The organism is Pseudomonas sp. R4-84, from assembly GCF_054130985.1.
Genome location: NZ_CP096390.1, coordinates 2186167 through 2204871 on the forward strand (window position 1 = coordinate 2186167; position 18705 = coordinate 2204871).

The 18705-nt window shown below is 61.4% G+C and carries 17 protein-coding genes; 4 read left to right on the forward strand and 13 right to left on the reverse strand.

The window, feature by feature from the left end:
• Nucleotide 1: 1 nt before the first annotated feature.
• Nucleotides 2-1123 (reverse strand): cytochrome P450, encoded by a 1122-nt coding sequence (locus tag M1D68_RS10135; RefSeq protein WP_457970192.1) that lies wholly within the window; start codon nt 1121-1123, stop codon nt 2-4.
• A gap of 80 nt (nt 1124-1203) precedes the next feature.
• Here M1D68_RS10135 and M1D68_RS10140 point away from each other — a divergent pair, with 80 nt between their 5' ends.
• Nucleotides 1204-1959, forward strand: coding sequence for an ArsR/SmtB family transcription factor (locus tag M1D68_RS10140; RefSeq protein WP_457970194.1), 756 nt, complete (start codon nt 1204-1206; stop codon nt 1957-1959).
• A gap of 472 nt (nt 1960-2431) precedes the next feature.
• Here M1D68_RS10140 and M1D68_RS10145 read toward each other — a convergent pair whose 3' ends face one another.
• Nucleotides 2432-3226: an AraC family transcriptional regulator gene (locus M1D68_RS10145; protein ID WP_420764474.1), complete on the reverse strand. Its 795-nt coding sequence runs from the start codon at nt 3224-3226 to the stop codon at nt 2432-2434.
• 109 nt (nt 3227-3335) lie between these two features.
• Here M1D68_RS10145 and M1D68_RS10150 point away from each other — a divergent pair, with 109 nt between their 5' ends.
• On the forward strand, nt 3336-4265 hold the full coding sequence (locus tag M1D68_RS10150) for a DMT family transporter (RefSeq protein WP_434563535.1): 930 nt from the start codon (nt 3336-3338) through the stop codon (nt 4263-4265).
• 88 nt (nt 4266-4353) lie between these two features.
• On the opposite strand, the gene M1D68_RS10155 is transcribed toward M1D68_RS10150, so the two are convergent.
• The 5 genes from M1D68_RS10155 to M1D68_RS10175 form a co-directional block, all read right to left on the reverse strand.
• Nucleotides 4354-5373 (reverse strand): branched-chain amino acid aminotransferase, encoded by a 1020-nt coding sequence (locus tag M1D68_RS10155; protein WP_420764472.1) that lies wholly within the window; start codon nt 5371-5373, stop codon nt 4354-4356.
• A gap of 279 nt (nt 5374-5652) precedes the next feature.
• Nucleotides 5653-7035 (reverse strand): dihydrolipoyl dehydrogenase, encoded by a 1383-nt coding sequence (gene lpdA, locus M1D68_RS10160; protein WP_457970196.1) that lies wholly within the window; start codon nt 7033-7035, stop codon nt 5653-5655.
• Between the two features lie 3 nt (nt 7036-7038).
• Complete coding sequence (locus M1D68_RS10165; protein WP_457970198.1) at nt 7039-8313, reverse strand: dihydrolipoamide acetyltransferase family protein; 1275 nt, start codon at nt 8311-8313, stop codon at nt 7039-7041.
• Nucleotides 8314-9372 carry an alpha-ketoacid dehydrogenase subunit beta gene (locus tag M1D68_RS10170; RefSeq protein WP_305500321.1) on the reverse strand — a complete coding sequence of 353 codons (1059 nt, stop codon included), beginning with the start codon at nt 9370-9372 and terminating at the stop codon, nt 8314-8316.
• Between the two features lies 1 nt (nt 9373).
• On the reverse strand, nt 9374-10609 hold the full coding sequence (locus M1D68_RS10175) for a 3-methyl-2-oxobutanoate dehydrogenase (2-methylpropanoyl-transferring) subunit alpha (protein WP_434610886.1): 1236 nt from the start codon (nt 10607-10609) through the stop codon (nt 9374-9376).
• 194 nt (nt 10610-10803) lie between these two features.
• On the opposite strand from M1D68_RS10175, the gene bkdR reads away from it, so the two are divergent.
• The gene (bkdR, locus tag M1D68_RS10180; RefSeq protein ID WP_434563543.1) at nt 10804-11292 is read left to right on the forward strand and encodes a Bkd operon transcriptional regulator BkdR; all 489 of its coding nucleotides are present in this window, start codon (nt 10804-10806) and stop codon (nt 11290-11292) included.
• Nucleotides 11293-11530: 238 nt separating this feature from the next.
• Here the strand turns inward: bkdR and M1D68_RS10185 are convergent, their stop codons facing one another.
• Both M1D68_RS10185 and M1D68_RS10190 read right to left on the reverse strand, forming a co-directional pair.
• Nucleotides 11531-12700 (reverse strand): DUF3472 domain-containing protein, encoded by a 1170-nt coding sequence (locus M1D68_RS10185; RefSeq protein ID WP_457970201.1) that lies wholly within the window; start codon nt 12698-12700, stop codon nt 11531-11533.
• A gap of 133 nt (nt 12701-12833) precedes the next feature.
• A complete protein-coding gene (locus tag M1D68_RS10190; RefSeq protein WP_457970203.1) occupies nt 12834-13697 on the reverse strand; it encodes an MBL fold metallo-hydrolase in 864 nt (287 codons plus the stop codon).
• Between the two features lie 138 nt (nt 13698-13835).
• Between M1D68_RS10190 and M1D68_RS10195 the strand changes: the two genes are divergently transcribed.
• Nucleotides 13836-14636: a sulfite exporter TauE/SafE family protein gene (locus M1D68_RS10195; protein WP_457970204.1), complete on the forward strand. Its 801-nt coding sequence runs from the start codon at nt 13836-13838 to the stop codon at nt 14634-14636.
• A 138-nt stretch (nt 14637-14774) separates the two neighbouring features.
• Here M1D68_RS10195 and M1D68_RS10200 read toward each other — a convergent pair whose 3' ends face one another.
• The 4 genes from M1D68_RS10200 to M1D68_RS10215 form a co-directional block, all read right to left on the reverse strand.
• On the reverse strand, nt 14775-15644 hold the full coding sequence (locus M1D68_RS10200; protein WP_434700919.1) for an aldose 1-epimerase: 870 nt from the start codon (nt 15642-15644) through the stop codon (nt 14775-14777).
• A 199-nt stretch (nt 15645-15843) separates the two neighbouring features.
• The gene (locus M1D68_RS10205; protein WP_420764464.1) at nt 15844-17124 is read right to left on the reverse strand and encodes a TRAP transporter large permease; all 1281 of its coding nucleotides are present in this window, start codon (nt 17122-17124) and stop codon (nt 15844-15846) included.
• Nucleotides 17124-17651: a TRAP transporter small permease gene (locus tag M1D68_RS10210; RefSeq protein WP_420764463.1), complete on the reverse strand. Its 528-nt coding sequence runs from the start codon at nt 17649-17651 to the stop codon at nt 17124-17126. Before M1D68_RS10210 ends, M1D68_RS10205 begins: the two co-directional genes overlap by 1 nt.
• A 76-nt stretch (nt 17652-17727) precedes the next feature.
• Complete coding sequence (locus M1D68_RS10215; protein WP_420764462.1) at nt 17728-18696, reverse strand: TRAP transporter substrate-binding protein; 969 nt, start codon at nt 18694-18696, stop codon at nt 17728-17730.
• Nucleotides 18697-18705: the final 9 nt, after the last annotated feature.

Here is an 18705-nt window from a genome sequence, read left to right on the forward strand (position 1 = left end):
TTCATGACCGGTCGCTGAACAGCGGGATCCGTCCGTTGGTCGAGGGGCGGTAGTGCCAGGCCAGTTGATCCAGGCACGGCGTGCGTTCCAGGATTGCCTCTAGGGATGCGCGGGCGATGTCCATCGCCAGGGCCTGGCCTGGACATTCGTGGCGGCCGCTGCCGAAGCTGAAACTGCGCCGATTCGGGCGATCCAACAGCAGGGTATCGGGCGCTGGGTTGAGCTGCGGGTCGCGGTTGGCCGCGGCTAGCAGCACCAGGACTGCGTCTCCCTGGGACAGCGCAGCGCCAAGGATTTCGCAGGGCGCGGCGATGAAGCGTCGGGTGTTCTGCACGGCTGGGTCGAAACGTTGGACTTCGGCCAATAATGAGTTGATCTGCGTGGGGTCGTCCCGGAGCACTTGATGTAGCGCGGGATCACGGATCAACGCCAACAATGCGTTACCGATCAGGCCTGCGGTGGCCTCATGGGTTTGCGAAAGCAAGCCGATCAGGTTGGCGGTCCGGCTGTCTGGGTCGGCGTCTTCGAAGCCCTGGCAGATGCTGTTCAATAACTGACTGTCTCGCGCGACGATCCGCTCCTGGAAAAGCCTTGCCAGTTGCTCGCTGGCCCGGTGGGCGGCCTCCCGTTGTGGAGCTTGGCTCAGGGGCGACAGGCAGGCGACGAAATCACCCGTCAGCTCGCTGATCAGGTGACTGTCCGTCGGATTGAAACCCAGCAGTTGCGCCACCACGCTGACCGGGCCGCTGAACTGCGCCTGGCGCACGCCTTCGGCGCCATGCCTGAGCAAGCGCGCCTTCACCAGCGCCTCGAGGTGGCGGGGATCGATGTCCTGCAACCTCGGCGCGATGGCCGCCCTCGGGCAGCGTTGTCGTTCACCTTCGTTCATCCGCATCAAGCGCCCGAACACTCGGCCGGCAGGCCCCTCGGCAATCGCCTTCGGCACCGGCTCGTGGGCGGGGCGCACGTGGCAGTCGGGATGATGCAAGACCGCGCACACCGCTTCGGCGCTGCTAGCGACCCAGATATTCAAGTGTGGGTCGAAGTCCAGCCCGCCGTTGGCGCGAAGGGTCGAATAATATGGGTAGGGATCGGCGTGTGTCGCGGCGGTGATCGGGTCCATGATGGTTGCCTCGTTCGTGCGGGGAGAGTGCTGCTACTATCTCCAGTCGACGCATGGCTTGATTCGTCCGGGAGCGAAATATGAACGCAGAGCAACACGATGTGGGCGTGTCCCAGGTAGCCGCGGCCATTGCCGAACCGGCCCGCACTCGAATGCTCTGCGCGCTGATGGATGGCCACGCCCGCACCAGCACGGAGCTGGCAAGCATCGCCGATGTCAGTGCCTCCACCGCCAGCGCCCACCTGGCGAAGCTCAAGGAGTCGGCGCTGGTGCGTTTGCATGTGCAGGGCCGTCATCGTTATTACAGCCTCGCCGACAAACGCGTAGCCGCTGCCCTCGAGGCGTTGATGGTGATTGGCCAGGACGCCGCGCCGACCTTCACCCCACGTACGCCGGATCGCCTGCAGTTTGCTCGCACCTGTTACGACCATATGGCGGGCACCCTAGCGGTGCGGCTGCACGACCGCTTGCTCGAAGCCGGGTGGCTGGTCGAGGTGGACGGCCAAGGGTATCGGCTGAGTGAAACGGGTGAGGCGCTGTTCGAAGGCTTGGGTATCGATGTGCAGGCATTGACGGCCCAACGACGCCGTTTCGCCTGCCCATGCCTGGACTGGAGCATGCGCCGGCCGCACCTGGGCGGTGCCTTGGGGGCGGCGTTGCTGCAACTGGCGATCAAGCGTAAATGGCTGGTCCAGGACCTGGACAGCCGGGCGCTGGGGTTGACGGCCAGCGGCCGCAAGGAAATGGCAGGGCGGTTTGGGATCGATGCGGAATTCGATGCCATATCGACTGGCGCCATCGCGAGCAAGCTCGCTCCCACAATGGACTTGCGCTGAACTCAACACTCAAGACCACCCGAGATTTCCTGTGGGAGCGAGCCTGCTCGCGATGGCGGCGTCTCATTCAATCCTTTTGCAAGCTGACCCACCGCCATCGCGAGCAGGCTCGCTCCCACAGTGGATTTGCGCTGAACACAACACTCAAGACCACCCGAGATCAACTGTGGGAGCGGGCTCGCCCGCGATGACGGCGGCGCATTCAATCCTTGTGCAAGCTGACCCACCGCCATCGCGAGCAGGCTCGCTCCCACAGTGGATTTGCGCTGAACACAACACTCAAGACCACCCGAGATCAACTGTGGGAGCGGGCTCGCCCGCGATGACGGCGGCGCATTCAATCCTTGTGCAAGCTGACCCACCGCCATCGCGAGCAGGCTCGCTCCCACAATGGACTTGCGCTGAGCACAACACTCAAGACCACCCGAGATTTCCTGTGGGAGCGAGCCTGCTCGCGAAGGCGGCCGCTCATTCATGCAGTCATATGGCGGCGCCGATATTCATCCGGCGTGGTGCCCATCATTTTGCGGAACATGCTGATGAACGCCGAGGCGCTGCTGTAGCCCAGGTCCAGGCCAATGGTTTCCACGCTCTGACCACGTTCGAGCAGGGCCAGGGCCTCGATGACTTTCAGGCGCTGGCGCCATTCCACCAAGGACATGCCCAGGTCCCGCTGGGCCCGGCGCATCAGTGTGCGCTCGGTGGTGTTGGCGGCGCGAGCCAGTTGCGGCAAGGAGCGCGGGTCGCTGGGATTGGCCTCCAAGGCCCGCAACACCGGACCCAGCAGCGGATCATCCGAAGAGGGCAGGTAACTGCCGACGTGGGGCGCCTGCGTCAGCTTGTCCACCAGCACTTGCAACAAGCGCTGCTGTTCGGGCGTCTGTGGCTGGCTCGGCGGGTCGCTGCGCAGTTCTTCCAGCAACGCGCGGATCAGCGGGCTCAGGGTCAGCGCGCAGGGGACGGCTGGCAGCGCACCGCACAGCTCGGCCGCCAGGTACAACGAGCAATGGCAGGCTTCATGCCGATTGAAGCCCACGTGTTCCATGTCCGGCGGCAGCCAGATGCCGTATTGCGGGGGCGCCAGGTAATGGTGCTGGGCGATTTCGATTTCCATCACGCCACTGTAGGAATAGACGAACTCTCCCCAGGCATGCCGGTGCCGGGGATACGTGGCGTGGGCCGGCATGCAGGCGCTGCGGAAGAAAATCGCCGAGGGTAGCGCCGCGTCGAACGGAGGAATCTTCAGGTGTTGGGCTGGTGGCTGCATATCGACCGCAATGGCGGATTACCGGGATGGCTTGTCGGGTTTTCACTATATCCAGCAAAGGTGTCAGGCAGACAATCCTTTCATCTCTTTTCTGCCCGAGGACCTTTCCATGACCACCCGCCGTGCCCTGGATGGCCAGGTCATCGCCCTGATGACCGGCCTCTGTGCCATCTGGGGTTTCCAGCAAGTCGCGATCAAGGCCGGCGCCGCCGACATGGCGCCGATGTTGCAACTGGGGGTGCGCTCGGCCATCGCCGCGGTACTGGTCTGGCTGTTGGTGCTGGCGCGCGGTGAACGCCTGTCCCTGACCGACGGCAGTTGGCGCCCGGGCCTGTTGGTGGGGTTGTTGTTCGCCCTGGAGTTCGTGATGGTGGGTGAGGGCCTGCGCCACACGACGGCTTCGCACATGGTGATTTTCCTCTACACCGCACCGATGTTCGCCGCCCTCGGTTTGCACTGGAAGTTGCCAAGCGAGCGTCTCAAACCGGCGCAATGGCTGGGCATCGCCGTTGCCTTCGGCGGCATTGTGGTCGCCTTTAGCGGCGGTTCGGGCGCGGCGAACGGCAGTTCGTTGCTCGGCGATGGCATGGGCTTGCTGGCCGGCGCGCTGTGGGGCGCGACCACCGTGACGGTACGCTGTTCGCGGCTGACGGACCTGCCGGCCAGCCAGACGCTGCTGTACCAGTTGGTGGGCGCCGGGGTGCTGCTGATCGGCATGTCGGCAGCGCTGGGGCAAACGACAATCAACCCCACGCCATCTCTTATTGCGAGCATGGCGTTCCAGGTGTTGCTGGTGTCCTTCGCCAGCTTCCTGATCTGGTTTTCGCTGCTACGCCGGTATCTGGCGTCGCAATTGGGGGTGCTGTCGTTCATGACGCCCCTGTTCGGCATCGGGTTTGGCGTCTGGTTGCTGGATGAGCCGCTGGAGCCGAACTTTATTGTTGGCGCTGCGCTGGTTTTGAGTGGGATCTTGCTGGTAAGCGGTTACGGTTGGTTTCGCCAGCGTTGGGGGCGATCGCCGGTATTGCGGCAAGAGTAACTGAACGCAGATGCATAAAAGCCCACCCTTGCTATGACAGGGGTGGGCTTTTTTACTGAAAAAATTCACCTGCCCAGAGGGGCTTGGATCAAACCTTGACGATCCAACCCGCGGGCGCTTCCACGTCGCCGGTCTGCACGCCGGTCAGCTCTTTGTAGAGCTTCTGAGTGATCGGGCCGACTTCGGTTTCGCTGTGGAACACGTGCAGCTTGTCCTTGTAGCTGATGCCGCCAATCGGCGTGATCACCGCAGCGGTACCGCAGGCGCCGGCTTCCTTGAAATCCGACAGCTTGTCGATGAACACGTCGCCTTCGATCACTTCCAGGCCCAGGCGCGATTTCGCCAGTTCGATCAGCGACAGGCGGGTGATGCCCGGCAGGACCGAAGGGGAGTTGGGGGTGATGAATTTGTTGTCGTGGGTAATGCCAAAAAAGTTGGCCGAGCCGACTTCTTCGATTTTCGAATGGGTCAGCGGATCCAGATAGATGCAGTCGGCGAAGCTGGCCTTCTTGGCCTGGGAACCGGGCATCAGGCTCGCGGCGTAGTTGCCGCCGACCTTGGCCGCGCCGGTGCCCTGTGGGGCAGCGCGGTCGAAGCTGGAGATCAGGAAGTTGTGCGGGGTCAGGCCGCCCTTGAAGTAGGCGCCGACCGGGATGCAGAAGATCGAGAAGATGAACTCGGGCGCGGTGCGCACGCCGATGTTGTCACCCACGCCAATCACGAACGGGCGCAGGTACAGCGCGCCGCCAGTGCCGTACGGCGGGATGAAGCGCTCGTTGGCGCGGACCACTTGCTTGCAGGCTTCTACGAACTGCTCGGTGTCGACATGCGGCATCAGCAGGCGGGCGCAGCTGCGCTGCATGCGGGCGGCGTTCTGGTCCGGACGGAACAGGTTGATCGAACCGTCCTTGCAGCGATAGGCCTTCAAGCCTTCGAAGCATTGCTGACCGTAGTGCAGGGCGGTGGAGCCCTCGCTGATGTGCAGCACGTTGTCGTCGGTCAGGGTGCCCGCGTCCCAGGCGCCATCGCGCCAATGCGACAGGTAGCGCTTGTCGGTCTTGATGTAGTCAAAGCCCAGTTTGTCCCAATTGATGCTCTCGTTACCCATGACACCCTCTATTTCCTGACAACCGTCGAAACGGTTCAAGCTTCTGACGTTTTGAATGGGGACAACAATACTTCATTCCGGGGGTGTTTCGCAGCTTGCTCGATGAGGAGCAGGAGATATTTCCAGCCGACTCCCCCGTGGCGAGGGAGCTTGCTCCCGCTCGGCTGCGAAGCAGTCGTAACCCGTTAGACGCGGTGTGACTGAATAAACCCGTCGCCAGATTCAGGGCCGCTTCGCGGCCCAGCGGGAGCAAGCTCCCTCGCCACGGTATAACTGCCGTTAACAATGCAACGCATGCCCCAACGCCCGCAACGCCGCTTCCTGCACCGCTTCGCCCAGCGTCGGATGGGCGTGGATAGTGCCGGCGATATCTTCCAGGCGCGCGCCCATTTCCAGGGACTGGCCGAACGCGGTGGACAGCTCCGACACCCCCACGCCAACCGCTTGCCAGCCGACGATCAAGTGATTGTCCCGGCGCGCCACGACGCGCACGAAACCGCTTTTCGATTCCAAGGTCATCGCCCGGCCGTTCGCGGCGAACGGGAAGCTCGACACGATGCAATCGAGCCCGGCAGCCTTGGCCTCGTCCGGCGTCTTGCCTACAACGACGACTTCCGGATCGGTGAAGCACACCGCCGCGATGGCCGTCGGGTTGAATTCGCGATGCTGGCCGGCGATCAGCTCGGCGACCATCTCGCCCTGGGCCATGGCCCGGTGGGCGAGCATCGGTTCGCCGCTCAGGTCGCCGATGGCCCAGACGTTGCGCATGCTGGTCTGGCAATGGTTGTCGATCTTCACCGCCGAGCCGTTCATCGCCAGGTCCAGGGCTTCAAGGTTCCAGCCTTGGGTGTTGGGTTTGCGTCCAACCGCCACCAGCACCCGGTCAGTGTCCAGGTTTAACGTGTCGCCGTTGGGATCACGCACCTGCAAAGTGCTGCCCTGGGCATCGAAACCTTCGACGCTGTGCTTGAGGTACAGCCTCACGCCCAACTGCTTGAGCGCCTCGTGTACCGGTTGGGTCAGTTCGCCGTCGTAGGCCGGCAGGATCCGCTCCTGGGCCTCGACCACGCTGACTTGCGCGCCGAGCTTGCGATAGGCGATGCCCAGCTCCAGGCCGATATAACCACCGCCGACCACTACCAGGTGCTTGGGCACCGAGGTGGGGGCGAGGGCTTCAGTGGACGAGATGATCGGCCCTCCAATCGGCAGCATGGGCAGTTCTACGCTTTTCGAGCCGGTAGCCAGCAGCAGGTGCTCGCACTGGATGCGCGTGTCGCCGACCTCGACGGTCTTGCCGTCGATGACCCTGGCCCAGCCGTGGATGACCTGGACCTTGTTCTTCTTCAGCAACGCGGCGACACCAGTGGTCAGGCGGTCGACAATGCCGTCCTTCCATTCCACGCTCTTGCCGATGTCAAGGGTTGGCGCCGACACGGTGATACCCAAGGCCGAGCCCTGGCTGTGGTGGTGAGTCTGGTGAAACTGCTCGGCCACATGGATCAATGCCTTGGACGGGATACAGCCGATGTTCAGGCAGGTACCGCCCAACGCCTGGCCCTCCACCAGGATCGTTTCAATGCCCAGCTGGCCGGCGCGAATCGCCGCAACGTAGCCGCAGGGACCGCCGCCGATGATCAGCAACTTGGTGTTCAAAGTCTGCATCGCCTACTCCACAAACAGGGTGGCAGGTTGTTCGAGCAAGCCGCGCAGGGCCTGGATAAATTGCGCCGCGTCCATGCCGTCGACCACCCGGTGATCGAAGGAACTGGAGAGGTTCATCATCTTGCGGACCACGATCTGGCCCTTGATCACCACAGGCCGCTCGACGATCTTGTTCACGCCGACGATCGCCACTTCCGGCAGGTTCAGCACCGGTGTGCTGACAATGCCGCCGAGTGCGCCGAGGCTGGTCAGGGTGATGGTCGAGCCGGAGAGCTCATCGCGACTGGCCTTGCCATTGCGGGCGGCCGTGGCCAGGCGCGAAATCTCCGCCGCGCTGTCCCACAGGCTGCGGGCTTCGGCGTGACGCACCACGGGCACCATCAGGCCGACATCGCTCTGGGTCGCAACGCCGACATGCACTGCGCCGCAGCGATGGATGACCTGGGCTTCGTCGTCATAACGGGCGTTCATCTGCGGGAAGTCGCGCAGGGCCACGACCAACGCGCGGACGAGGAAGGGGAGCAAGGTCAGCTTGCCGCGACTGGCGCCGTGTTTTTCGTTCAGATGAACCCGCAGCTCTTCCAGCGCGGTGACGTCGATTTCCTCGACGTAGCTGAAATGGGCGGCGCGTTGAGTTGCTTCCTGCATGCGCTGGGCAATCTTGCGGCGCATGCCGATCACCGGGATCTGCTGCTCGTCATGGCGTTCGGCGTAACCCGAACCGCCCTTGGCCTGGGTCGAGGGACCCTGGGCCAGATAGGCTTCCAGGTCTTCATGCAAAATACGCCCGGCAGGGCCGCTGCCCTGGACCAGGCGCAGCTGGATACCGAGGTCCAATGCGTGCTTGCGCACGGCCGGCGAGGCCAGTGGGCGCTCGTCGGGGTCACGTGCCACTGGGGCTTGCGGGGTGCAGCGGGGTGCGGCGGTTTTTGCCATCACCGGTTCAGGCGTTGCCACTGGCGCTGGCTTCGGTGCTTGCGCAGCAGCAGCAACCGGAGCCGGAGCCGGTTGCGAGGACTCCTTCAGGTTGCCCGCACCTTCCACTTCAATGCGGATCAGCTCGCTGCCCACCGCCATGACTTCACCCGGCTCGCCACCCAGGGCGATGACCCGGCCATGCACTGGCGAGGGGATATCCACCATCGCTTTGTCGGTCATGACGTCGGCCAGTACCTGGTCCTCGACGACCATGTCGCCCACCTTGACGTGCCACACCGACAACTCAACTTCCGCGATGCCTTCGCCGATGTCCGGCATCTTGATAACGTGCGTGCCCATTCAGACCTCCATGACCCGTTTCAACGCCGCGCCCACACGGGACGGCCCAGGGAAATACGCCCACTCCTGCGCATGCGGGTAGGGGGTGTCCCAACCGGTGACACGCTCGATGGGCGCTTCCAGGTGGTGGAAGCAGTGTTCCTGCACCAGCGAGACCAGCTCTGCGCCGAAACCGCAGGTGCGGGTGGCTTCGTGGACAACCACGCAACGGCCGGTTTTCTTCACCGATTTGACAATGGTGTCCAGGTCCAACGGCCAGAGGCTACGCAGGTCGATGACTTCCGCGTCGATGCCGGTCTCTTCGGCCGCCACTTGGGAGACATAGACCGTGGTGCCGTAGGTGAGCACCGTCACGTCCTTGCCCGGACGGGTGATGGCGGCGACGTCCAGTGGCACGGTGTAGTAACCGTCCGGCACTTGCGCCTGCGGATGCTTGGACCATGGCGTTACAGGGCGGTCATGGTGGCCGTCGAACGGGCCGTTATACAGGCGCTTGGGTTCGAGGAAGATCACCGGGTCATCGTTCTCGATGGAGGCGATCAGCAGACCCTTGGCGTCGTAGGGGTTGGACGGCATGACGGTGCGCAGGCCACAGACCTGGGTGAACATCGCCTCGATGCTCTGGCTGTGGGTCTGGCCGCCATAGATCCCGCCGCCGCAGGGCATGCGCAGGGTCATCGGCGCGGTGAACTCGCCGGCCGAGCGATAGCGCAGGCGCGCCGCTTCGGAAATGATCTGGTCCGACGCCGGGTAGACGTAGTCGGCGAACTGGATCTCGGCCACCGGCCGCAGCCCGTAGGCGCCCATGCCCACCGCCACGCCGACGATGCCGCTTTCGGAAATCGGTGCGTCGAACACCCGTGAAGTGCCGTACTTGTTCTGCAGGCCTTCGGTGCAGCGGAACACGCCACCGAAATAGCCCACGTCCTGGCCGAACACCACGACGTTATCGTCGCGCTCAAGCATCACGTCCATGGCCGAGCGCAGAGCCTGGATCATGGTCATGGTGGTAGTGGTCATGGCGGTGTCCAACGCAATATTGTTGTTGTGATCGTTCATGTCAGATCCCCAACTGCTGACGCTGGCGCTTCAAGTGCTCCGGCATCTCTTTGTAGACGTCTTCGAACATGGTCGCGGCGCTTGGAATCTGCCCGCCGGCGAGGGTGCCGTACTGCTCGGCTTCTTTCTGCGCGGCGATCACCTCGGCTTCGAGTTCGGCGGTGACGGCCGCGTGCTCTTCTTCGGACCACTGGCCGATCTTCACCATGTGCTGCTTGAGGCGGGCGATTGGATCGCCCAGGGGGAAATGGCTCCAGTCATCGGCGGGGCGGTATTTGGAAGGATCGTCGGAAGTGGAGTGCGGGCCGGCGCGGTAGGTGACCCATTCGATCAGCGCCGGGCCGAGGTTGCGGCGGGCGCGTTCAGCGGCCCAGCGCGAAGCGGCGTAGACCGCCATGAAATCGTTGCCATCGACGCGAAGGGAGGCGATGCCGCAGCCGACGCCGCGCCCGGCGAAGGTGGTGGCTTCACCGCCGGCAATGGCCTGGAAGGTGGAAATCGCCCACTGGTTGTTGACCACGTTGAGAATCACCGGGGCGCGGTAGACGTGGGCGAAGGTCAGGGCGGTGTGGAAGTCCGATTCGGCGGTGGCGCCGTCACCGATCCAGGCCGAGGCGATCTTGGTATCGCCCTTGATCGCCGAAGCCATGCCCCAGCCCACGCCCTGGATGAATTGCGTGGCGAGGTTACCGGAAATGGTGAAGAAGCCGGCGTCCTTGACCGAATACATGATCGGCAATTGCCGGCCTTTGAGCGGGTCGCGCTCGTTGGACAGCAGTTGGCAGATCAGGTCCACCAGCGGCACTTCCCGGGCCATCAGGATGCTTTGCTGGCGGTAGGTGGGGAAGCACATGTCGTCAATGTTCAATGCCAAGGCCTGGGCGCTGCCGATGGCTTCTTCGCCAAGGCTTTGCATGTAGAACGACATTTTTTTCTGGCGCTGGGCGACGACCATGCGGTTGTCGTAGATGCGCGTCTTGAGCATGGCCCGCATGCCCTTGCGCAGGATCTCGACGGGGATGTCCGCAGCCCACTCGCCCAAGGCATTGCCCTGGTCATCGAGCACGCGGATCAGGCTGCGGGCCAGGTCAGCGGTGTCGGCGGGTTCGACGTCGATGGGAGGTTTGCGCACCGTGCCGGCATCGGACAGATGCAGATAGGAAAAGTCGGTCTTGCAGCCGGGACGGCCCGAGGGTTCTGGGACGTGCAGGCGTAGCGGTTCGTACGCTGGGTTCATGGCTTTCTACGCTCGATCTTGTGAATTTCTTGTAGTGGGCGCGCTAGCTGACGAATTTCCCTGGGTAGGTGGGAAATTGTCCTACAACAATCATAGGCTCGACGAAGAAGAATATTTTTCTCTGTTGCCTTGCTGTTCAGATCATTTGCAGATAAAAAATCTGCACAACGATAAAAAACAGGAAATTTTGCCTCATGCGCAAATTGGATCGCACCGATATCGGCATTCTGAACAGCCTTCAGGACAACGCCCGGATCACCAACGCCGATCTCGCTCGCTCGGTCAATCTGTCACCGACGCCATGCTTCAACCGCGTCCGAGCCATGGAAGAGCTTGGGGTGATCCGCGAGCAGGTCACGCTGCTGGACGCCGACTTGCTGGGGTTGCACGTCAACGTGTTTATCCATGTCAGCCTGGAGAAGCAGGTGGAAGAGGCGTTGCAGCACTTCGAGGAGGCCATCTCCGACCGGCCGGAGGTCATGGAGTGCTACCTGATGGCCGGCGATCCTGATTACCTGATCCGTGTGTTGGTGCCGACCATTCAGTCGCTGGAGCGGTTCATGATGGACTTTTTGACCAAGGTCCCGGGCGTGGCGAACATCCGCTCCAGCTTTGCGCTCAAGCAGGTGCGCTACAAGACTGCGTTGCCGTTGCCGGCCAATGGCATGACGTTAGCGACTTAGGCAGCGTTCGCGGCGGCGAGCGGCCTGAAAGTCTCAATCTGCTTTCATAATGGGTGAAGGTGCTCAGAGGTGATAGGTCGCTGAGGTCGAGCAGGTCCTGTTGAACAGACATAACAAATCCGATACCAGAGGTCTGGCATCGGATTTTCGGATAAGCCCAGCTTTGACTCAGACACTTAGTGAATTGCTTTACAATCTACTTCAGGTCATTTCTGAGATCAGACGAGTCACAGGGTAACTATCGGACTGGTAGCTTGGATGCTTTCCATTTCTGAATGGCCGGATCGAAGACAAACTCGAATTGGTCTCCGTTCAATAACATGATCGAATCTTTACCTGCATTAGTATTGCCCAATAAAAGTTTTACTGTTTTTTGGGTACGACTACTCAGCACGATCTTGACGCCTTTGCATGCTTCCGTGGGTAGCGTGACCAACGGCGCATAATCGGTGTCGGACACATCATATTTAATGTTGCCCTCCGCACGCGGTATATTCCCATCACCATTTTTCGGAACGAAATTGAGCGTCCAGACGGAGGACATGCAGCGTGATCCGATGACTTCCATTACTTTTTTCGATACGACCGGTTCCGGCGACGAGGCATGATTTGCCGAGGCGGTGCAGACCCCATCGTTGCTACAAGATGAATAAGCGATTCCTTGGCAGAGACCATAGGTGGTGGGTGTGGAGCCGAGTGGCGCGACGGTGCCTGAATTCGCTCGTGGAGGGTAGAAAAGAGCAGAGGTGGAAGGCACCGATTGGCAGGATGGCCTGGCCTGTGCTCCTTGGGCATAGTCCTCCAGGAAATCAGTCACTTGTTCGGATAAGCCGTTCCACTGGACGGGGACTTCGACAGTTGCTACCGCAGTTGAAACGCCACTCGAGGTATCTGTGATGGTTGCGCTCCATTGGTCAGGCGCGGTAGCCGATACACGCAATTTATAGTTCACGCCCGCCTTCCAGGGATAGGTTATCCAGCATTGAACGCCATTGCCTTCGTGAGAAATAAAAACGCAATTGGAGGCTGTGGTATGTTTCCAGCCGGTGGCTTTCGAGACCGAGAAAATCAGCAGCCTCTCATTGGCTGTGCGGGCCTGTAGACCCATATGACCGCCCTCACCGTTCTTGAAGAAGAATCGATGGCCCCAATAAGTGTGTCCATTGAATCCGGGTTCTTTTGTGATGATAATGGAAAACTCGATGTCGTTGTAACCATTGGTCGTCGACATAAAGTTACGGTCTATCTTAGCCATGCCTCCGGCAACTACCGCTGCCTGAACGTTGCTTTGAAAGAACAATGACATTGAAAATAGAAGACCGAATGCAACCCGGAGGATGATTGCCATCCGCCACTCGGAGCCAGAGCAAAGGAAGTTATTAGATATTTGTGTCGATGAGGGTTTCATAAAATGCCTCCTGTTTTGTCATACAGGAAAATAGATACAAATCATGAGGCTGACACCTGACAGAAATAACAGTGCCGACCAGTGGTCTAAGGCATCCGTTGTGCGGTCCCTCTGCTGCCTGATGGACAGCATTTCATAGCTGATTAAGGGGAATCTTCAGGTACGTCACACCATTGCCCTCCGCCGGCGGCAGGTGGCCCGCCCGCACGTTCACTTGGATCGCCGGCAACAGCAGCGTCGGCATGCCCAGTGTCTTGTCGCGCTGGGTACGCATGGTCACGAACGACGCCTCATCGATGCCATCGCGTACGTGGATGTTGTACTGGCGCTGCTCACCCACGGTGCTCATGCATTGGGGCTCGCGTCCTTCCGGCGGATAGTCGTGGCACACGTAAAGCCGCACACTGGCGGGAAAGGCCAGCAACTTGCGAATCGAGGCGTAAAGCTGACGGGCATTGCCGCCCGGGAAGTCGCAACGGGCGGTGCCCACGTCCGGCATGAACAGCGTGTCGCCCACCAGGATCACGTCGCCATCGATCAGGTAGGCCATGTCCGCCGGGGTGTGACCGGGCACGTGCAGCGCAGTGGCCTCGAGATTGCCGATCAGGAAGGACTCGTCGGCCGCGAACAGGTGGTCGAACTGCGAACCGTCGACGGCGAAGTGTGGTTCCAGGTTGAACAGGGACTTGAACACGTTCTGCACCTGGCCGATGGACTCGCCAATGGCGATCTTGCCGCCCAGTTCGCGACGCAGGTAAGGTGCGGCGGACAGGTGATCAGCATGGGCATGGGTTTCCAACAGCCATTGCACCGTCAATTGATGTTCGCGCACATAAGCGATCACTCGATCAGCCTGTGCGGTACCGCTGCGGCCCGATGCCGGATCGTAGTCGAGCACCGGGTCGACCACCGCGCATTGCCCGCCGTCGTGTTCGTAAACCACGTAGGTGTAGGTCTTTGAAGCGGGATCGAGGAAGCTTTGGATCTGCGCGGGCATGGCAGCGGACCTGTGCAAGAAGAAGCGGTTGCAATGCGCAAGATTTACGACATATGGTCCGCAGCTTAAGTGAGGGCCACCGCGTCCTGCAAATGCGATCACGCCTGACAACAGACGTGCGCGGCTTGAGAGACCCTTATGTTACTGGCAGGTTTTTTCGGTGTGGTGATGGGCCTGGTTCTTGGCCTGACGGGGGCGGGCGGGGGTATCCTGGCCGTCCCGGCCCTGGTGTTGGGCCTGGGCTGGAGCATGACCCAGGCCGCGCCGGTGGCACTGTTCGCGGTGGGCAGCGCGGCGGCGGTGGGCGCCATCGATGGCTTGCGCCATGGCCTGGTGCGTTACCGCGCGGCGCTGTTAATCGCCTTGCTGGGCGCTGTGTTCTCGCCAGTGGGCATTTACTTCGCCCACCAGCTTTCGGAAAAAATCCTGATGGTCCTGTTCAGCCTGCTGATGGTGCTGGTGGCGGCGCGCATGCTGCGCCGGGAAACCTCGCAGCCGGGCCCCAGCGATCACGGCGCGGCCAGCTGGGGCCAAAAGAATTGCATGCTCGATCGCCAGACCGGGCGGCTGGCCTGGACACCGCGCTGCACCGCCACGCTGTCGGCATTGGGCGCGGTCACGGGAATGGTCTCAGGTTTGCTGGGCGTGGGCGGCGGTTTCTTGATCGTGCCGGCATTCAAGCAACTTACCGACGTGCAGATGCGCGGCATCGTCGCCACGTCCTTGATGGTCATCAGCCTGGTTTCGTTGATTGGCGTGGTCGGCGCGTTTCATGCCGGGGTGAGCATCGACCGGGTTGGGGCGGCGTTCATTGCGGCGAGTATCGTCGGGATGATCCTGGGGCGACGGTTCTGCGCGAAGGTGCCGGCGCGGGCGTTGCAGGTGGGGTTTGCCGGGGTTTGCCTGGGGGTGGCGGTGTTCATGCTGGTGCGGGCGTAGCGATCTGGTCAGGGGGCTTTTGTGGCGAGGGAGCTTGCTCCCGCTGGCCTGCGCAGCAGGCCCATACGGTCTTGAGCCAGGGCGTCTGCTTCGCAGCCGAGCGGGAGCAAGCTCCCTCGCCACGGGGATCGGCGCGCCTTACAACTCTCGGCACTGCATCGAAAACCCCAACGCCACCGATTGCCCTTGCTCCAGCAAACGCAGCCCCGGCCGTCCTGGCAGGTGATGGGCATTGACCGGGTGACTTACCGGTTCGATGCAGAAAAAATCCAGCCCCACGGGGCAGTACAGCAGGAAGTAATCGCTGCCGCTGGCGCGGCATTCCAGTTCATAACCCAGGTCTGGTTGCTGGATCAGGCACTGGCCATCCCAACCACCGAAGCCGTTGTCGACGAGGGTATCCGGCAGTAACCGTGCGTGTTGGAAATCCCACTCCGAGGGAACATCCTTCAGTTCCGTTGGCAGTTTCGTGGCGTCGCACATCCAGACTTCGCTGGCGCGGGTTTGCAGGCGTGTATCGGCTGTGCGCGGGAAATACGGATGCAAACCCAACCCGTGCCAGGCGGCCTGTTCGGCCATGTGGGTGACGTGCAGCGCCATCTGCAGTTGGCCGCCACTGAGGCGGATCCGCAAGCTGGCGCAATAGGCAAACGGGGTTTGGCAGTCGAGTTGCAACAAAACTTCCCCGGCACTCTGTTCGGCGACTTGCCAAGGCTGCTGCCAGGCACTGCCATGGATCGGAAATGGATCGTTGGGGCTGTTGGCTTCCAGGGCGAGCCAGCCGCCGGGGCAATCGAAACCGCCATGGGCGATTCGGTTCGACCACGGGATCAACGGGAAGCAGCCGAGCTTGCCTGGCAAGCCATTTTCCAGCGCTTGTGGCGCGGGTGGGCGTAGGAGGGGAGCGCCGGTGCTGCGCAAGGTCCATTCAACGAGGCTGGCGCCCAGGTGTGGGGCCAGGGTGAGGCGGGTCAGTTCGTCTTCGAGGTGGAGGAGTGGTGGTGTCATGGCGGCGTCTGATGGGTTGGCAAAGCTGGAGGGGAATACGCCCAAGTGTGGCGAGGGGATTTATCCCCGCTGGGCTGCGAAGCAGCCCTAAAGGCTTCAATCTCGGTGTATCAGACAAATCGAGATGGCTGGTTTTGGGGCCGCTGCGCAGCCCAGCGGGGATAAATCCCCTCGCCACAAGGGGACCTATTGTTTTCTGTTACAACACCAAATGTGGCAACCACAGCGAAATGGCGGGCACGTACGTCACCAGCAGCAGAACCAGGAACAGCATGCCGTAGAACGGCAGCAGGGCCTTGACGGTGCTTTCGATGCTGACCTTGCCGATGGCGGAGCCGACGAACAGCACCGCGCCCACCGGCGGCGTGATCAGGCCGATACCCAGGTTCACCAGCATGATCATGCCGAACTGCACCGGGTCCACGCCGATGCCGACGATGACTGGCATCAGGATTGGCGTGAGGATCAGGATCAGCGGTGCCATGTCCATCACGGTGCCCAACAGCAGCAACATCACGTTGATGCACATCAGGATCACGTAGCGGTTATCCGACAGCGTCAGGAACGCGGTGGTGATCTTCGCCGGGATTTCCATCAGCGTCATGATGTAGCCGAAGCTGGCGGCGAAGCCGATCAGGATCATCACAATGGAAATGGTGCGCACCGTACGGTGCATCAGTTTCGGCAACTCGCTCCACTTGTAGTCGCGATAGATGCACATGGTCACGAAGAACGCCCACACCACGGCGATGGCGGCCGATTCAGTGGCAGTGAACACACCCGAGAGAATGCCGCCCAGGATGATGAACAACGTCATCATGCCCCACATGGCTTCCTTGCAAATCTTCAGCGCTTCTTTGAGCGGAATAACCTCGCCCTTGGGGTAATTGCGCTTTTTCGCGAAGACCAGGCACAGCGCCATCAGGCAGAGGTTCATCATGATGCCGGGGACGATGCCGGCCATGAACAGCGAACCAATGGAGACGGTGCCGCCAGCGGCGAGAGAGTACAGCACTGCGTTGTGGCTTGGCGGTGTCAGCAGCGCTTGTACCGAACCACTGACGGTGACGGCGGTGGCGTAATCACGCGGATAGCCCCTGCGTGTCATTTCCGGGATCAGTACCGAACCGACCGAGGCGGTGTCAGCCACCGAGGAACCGGAGATCGCGCCAAAGAAACTCGAGGCCACGAGGTTGACCAGGGACAGGCCACCACGGACGAAACCTACGAGCACGCTGGCGAAGGCCACTAGCCGGCGAGACATGCCGCCCTCGGCCATGATCGCGCCGGCCAGGACGAAGAACGGAATGGCCAGCAGCGAGAATTTGTTCACGCCGCCCGTTATCTGAATCATCATGGCCTGGAACGGAATGTCGATCCACCATGCCCCGATCAGGGCGGCGGCGCCCAGCGCGTAGGCGACCGGCATGCCGATCAGGATCAATACCAAAAAACTGCCCAGCAGAATCAGAGCGTCCATTAAGCGGCACCTTCGTTTTCTTCTACCAGGTCGAACTGCACGACCCGACGCTGGCTTTGATCACCCAGCAAGAGTTTTTCCAAGACAAAAATCAGGGTCAGGAACCCACCGATCGGGATCGGCATGTAAGTGATGCCGACTCGCAGGGTAGGGATGGCGCTCATGAACTGGTTCCAAGTGGTCATGCACAGCTTGGCACCCCAGATGGTCATGAAAATGCACACCGCTGCCATCATCAACTGGGTGAACACCGAAGCCACGTTTTGCCAGTGCTGGGGCAGGCGGCTGGTGACCATGTCCACAGCCATGTGCGACCCGGAGCGGTAGCTGGCGGCGGCGCCGATGAAGGTGAAGACGATCATCAGCAAGATCGCGGTGGGCTCCGGCCAGCTTGAGCCGGTGCCAAGGACGTAGCGGGCGAACACGCCCCAAGGGATCATCAGCGCAACGGCAAGGACAGAGAGGCCGGCCACCCAGATGCAAGTCATGTAAATCTTGTCGTTGATACGCAGCAGCAAATTCTTCATCGGGTTCCACCGTTACCGGGCGCGCCTTCTAACCGCAGGCGCGCCCAGCCGTTTCATGAGTACAGATTAAGAGGTCTTACTGAACAGCTTCGATGCGCTTGATCAGGTCGGCGTACGGTGCACCGTATTTGGCTCGGACCGGCGCGGTGGCGTCGTAGAAGGGTTTCTTGTCGACGGTGATGAACTCGACGCCGGCTTTCTTGAGTTTTTCTTCACTGGCGGCCGATTTCTCGTCCCACAACTTGCGCTCTTCAGCCTGGGCAGCCTTGGCCGCTTTCTTCACCATGTCCTGCTGCTCTGGGGTGAGCTTGTTCCAGGTGATTTTCGACATCACGATCGGCTCAGGCAGGATCAGGTGCCCGGTCAAGCTGTAGAACTTGGCGTTCTGGTAGTGGTTGTGCTCGAGCATGGTCGGTGGGTTGTTTTCTGCGCCGTCGATCACGCCAGTCTGCAACGCGCTGAAGATCTCGCCAGTGTCCATCGCGATACCGTTGCCGCCCATGGCGTTCATCATTTCAATGAACATAGGGTTGCCTTGGACGCGGATTTTCATGCCCTTGAGGTCTTCCGGCGTGCGCACGGGCTTCTTGGTGTAGAGGTTGCGCGTGCCGCCGTCCATCCAGGCCAGGGCCACCAGGCCGAATTCGGAGTTGGTGATCCGGTCCAGGATCGCATCGCCGACCTCACCGTCGATCACGGCGCGCATGTGCGCCTGGTCGCGGAAGATGAATGGCATGTTGAAGACGTTCACGTCCGGCACCACGGGGCCGACGATGCCCAGGCTGACGCGGGACATCTGGATTGCGCCGGCTTGCATCTGCTCGATCACTTCTTTTTCAGAGCCCAGTACGCCCCCCGGGAAGTACTTGAACTTCAGTTCGCCTTTGCTCTCCTTTTCCAGGGTTTTACCCATGGATTCCTCGGCGACCACGGTTGGGTAGCCCTTGGGGTGGATGTCGGCGATCTTGATGTCCAGAGCCTGCGCCGCCTGTGCCAGGAAGGCCAGGGGCAAGGCCGCGATCAGAAGTGTACGTTTGAAATTCATGGTCAATCT

What these genes read in the sequence shown, in the direction of transcription:
- M1D68_RS10200 (WP_434700919.1), bottom strand. Translation starts at nt 15,644, where the DNA reads ATGACACCACCACTCCTCCACCTCGAAGACGAACTGACCCGCCTCACC.
- M1D68_RS10155 (WP_420764472.1), bottom strand. Translation starts at nt 5,373, where the DNA reads ATGGGTAACGAGAGCATCAATTGGGACAAACTGGGCTTTGACTACATC.
- lpdA (WP_457970196.1), bottom strand. Translation starts at nt 7,035, where the DNA reads ATGCAGACTTTGAACACCAAGTTGCTGATCATCGGCGGCGGTCCCTGC.
- M1D68_RS10205 (WP_420764464.1), bottom strand. Translation starts at nt 17,124, where the DNA reads ATGGACGCTCTGATTCTGCTGGGCAGTTTTTTGGTATTGATCCTGATC.
- M1D68_RS10175 (WP_434610886.1), bottom strand. Translation starts at nt 10,609, where the DNA reads ATGAACCCAGCGTACGAACCGCTACGCCTGCACGTCCCAGAACCCTCG.
- M1D68_RS10215 (WP_420764462.1), bottom strand. Translation starts at nt 18,696, where the DNA reads ATGAATTTCAAACGTACACTTCTGATCGCGGCCTTGCCCCTGGCCTTC.
- M1D68_RS10145 (WP_420764474.1), bottom strand. Translation starts at nt 3,226, where the DNA reads ATGCAGCCACCAGCCCAACACCTGAAGATTCCTCCGTTCGACGCGGCG.
- M1D68_RS10170 (WP_305500321.1), bottom strand. Translation starts at nt 9,372, where the DNA reads ATGAACGATCACAACAACAATATTGCGTTGGACACCGCCATGACCACT.
- M1D68_RS10165 (WP_457970198.1), bottom strand. Translation starts at nt 8,313, where the DNA reads ATGGGCACGCACGTTATCAAGATGCCGGACATCGGCGAAGGCATCGCG.
- M1D68_RS10210 (WP_420764463.1), bottom strand. Translation starts at nt 17,651, where the DNA reads ATGAAGAATTTGCTGCTGCGTATCAACGACAAGATTTACATGACTTGC.
- M1D68_RS10140 (WP_457970194.1), top strand. Translation starts at nt 1,204, where the DNA reads ATGAACGCAGAGCAACACGATGTGGGCGTGTCCCAGGTAGCCGCGGCC.
- M1D68_RS10150 (WP_434563535.1), top strand. Translation starts at nt 3,336, where the DNA reads ATGACCACCCGCCGTGCCCTGGATGGCCAGGTCATCGCCCTGATGACC.
- M1D68_RS10185 (WP_457970201.1), bottom strand. Translation starts at nt 12,700, where the DNA reads ATGAAACCCTCATCGACACAAATATCTAATAACTTCCTTTGCTCTGGC.
- bkdR (WP_434563543.1), top strand. Translation starts at nt 10,804, where the DNA reads ATGCGCAAATTGGATCGCACCGATATCGGCATTCTGAACAGCCTTCAG.
- M1D68_RS10190 (WP_457970203.1), bottom strand. Translation starts at nt 13,697, where the DNA reads ATGCCCGCGCAGATCCAAAGCTTCCTCGATCCCGCTTCAAAGACCTAC.
- M1D68_RS10195 (WP_457970204.1), top strand. Translation starts at nt 13,836, where the DNA reads ATGTTACTGGCAGGTTTTTTCGGTGTGGTGATGGGCCTGGTTCTTGGC.
- M1D68_RS10135 (WP_457970192.1), bottom strand. Translation starts at nt 1,123, where the DNA reads ATGGACCCGATCACCGCCGCGACACACGCCGATCCCTACCCATATTAT.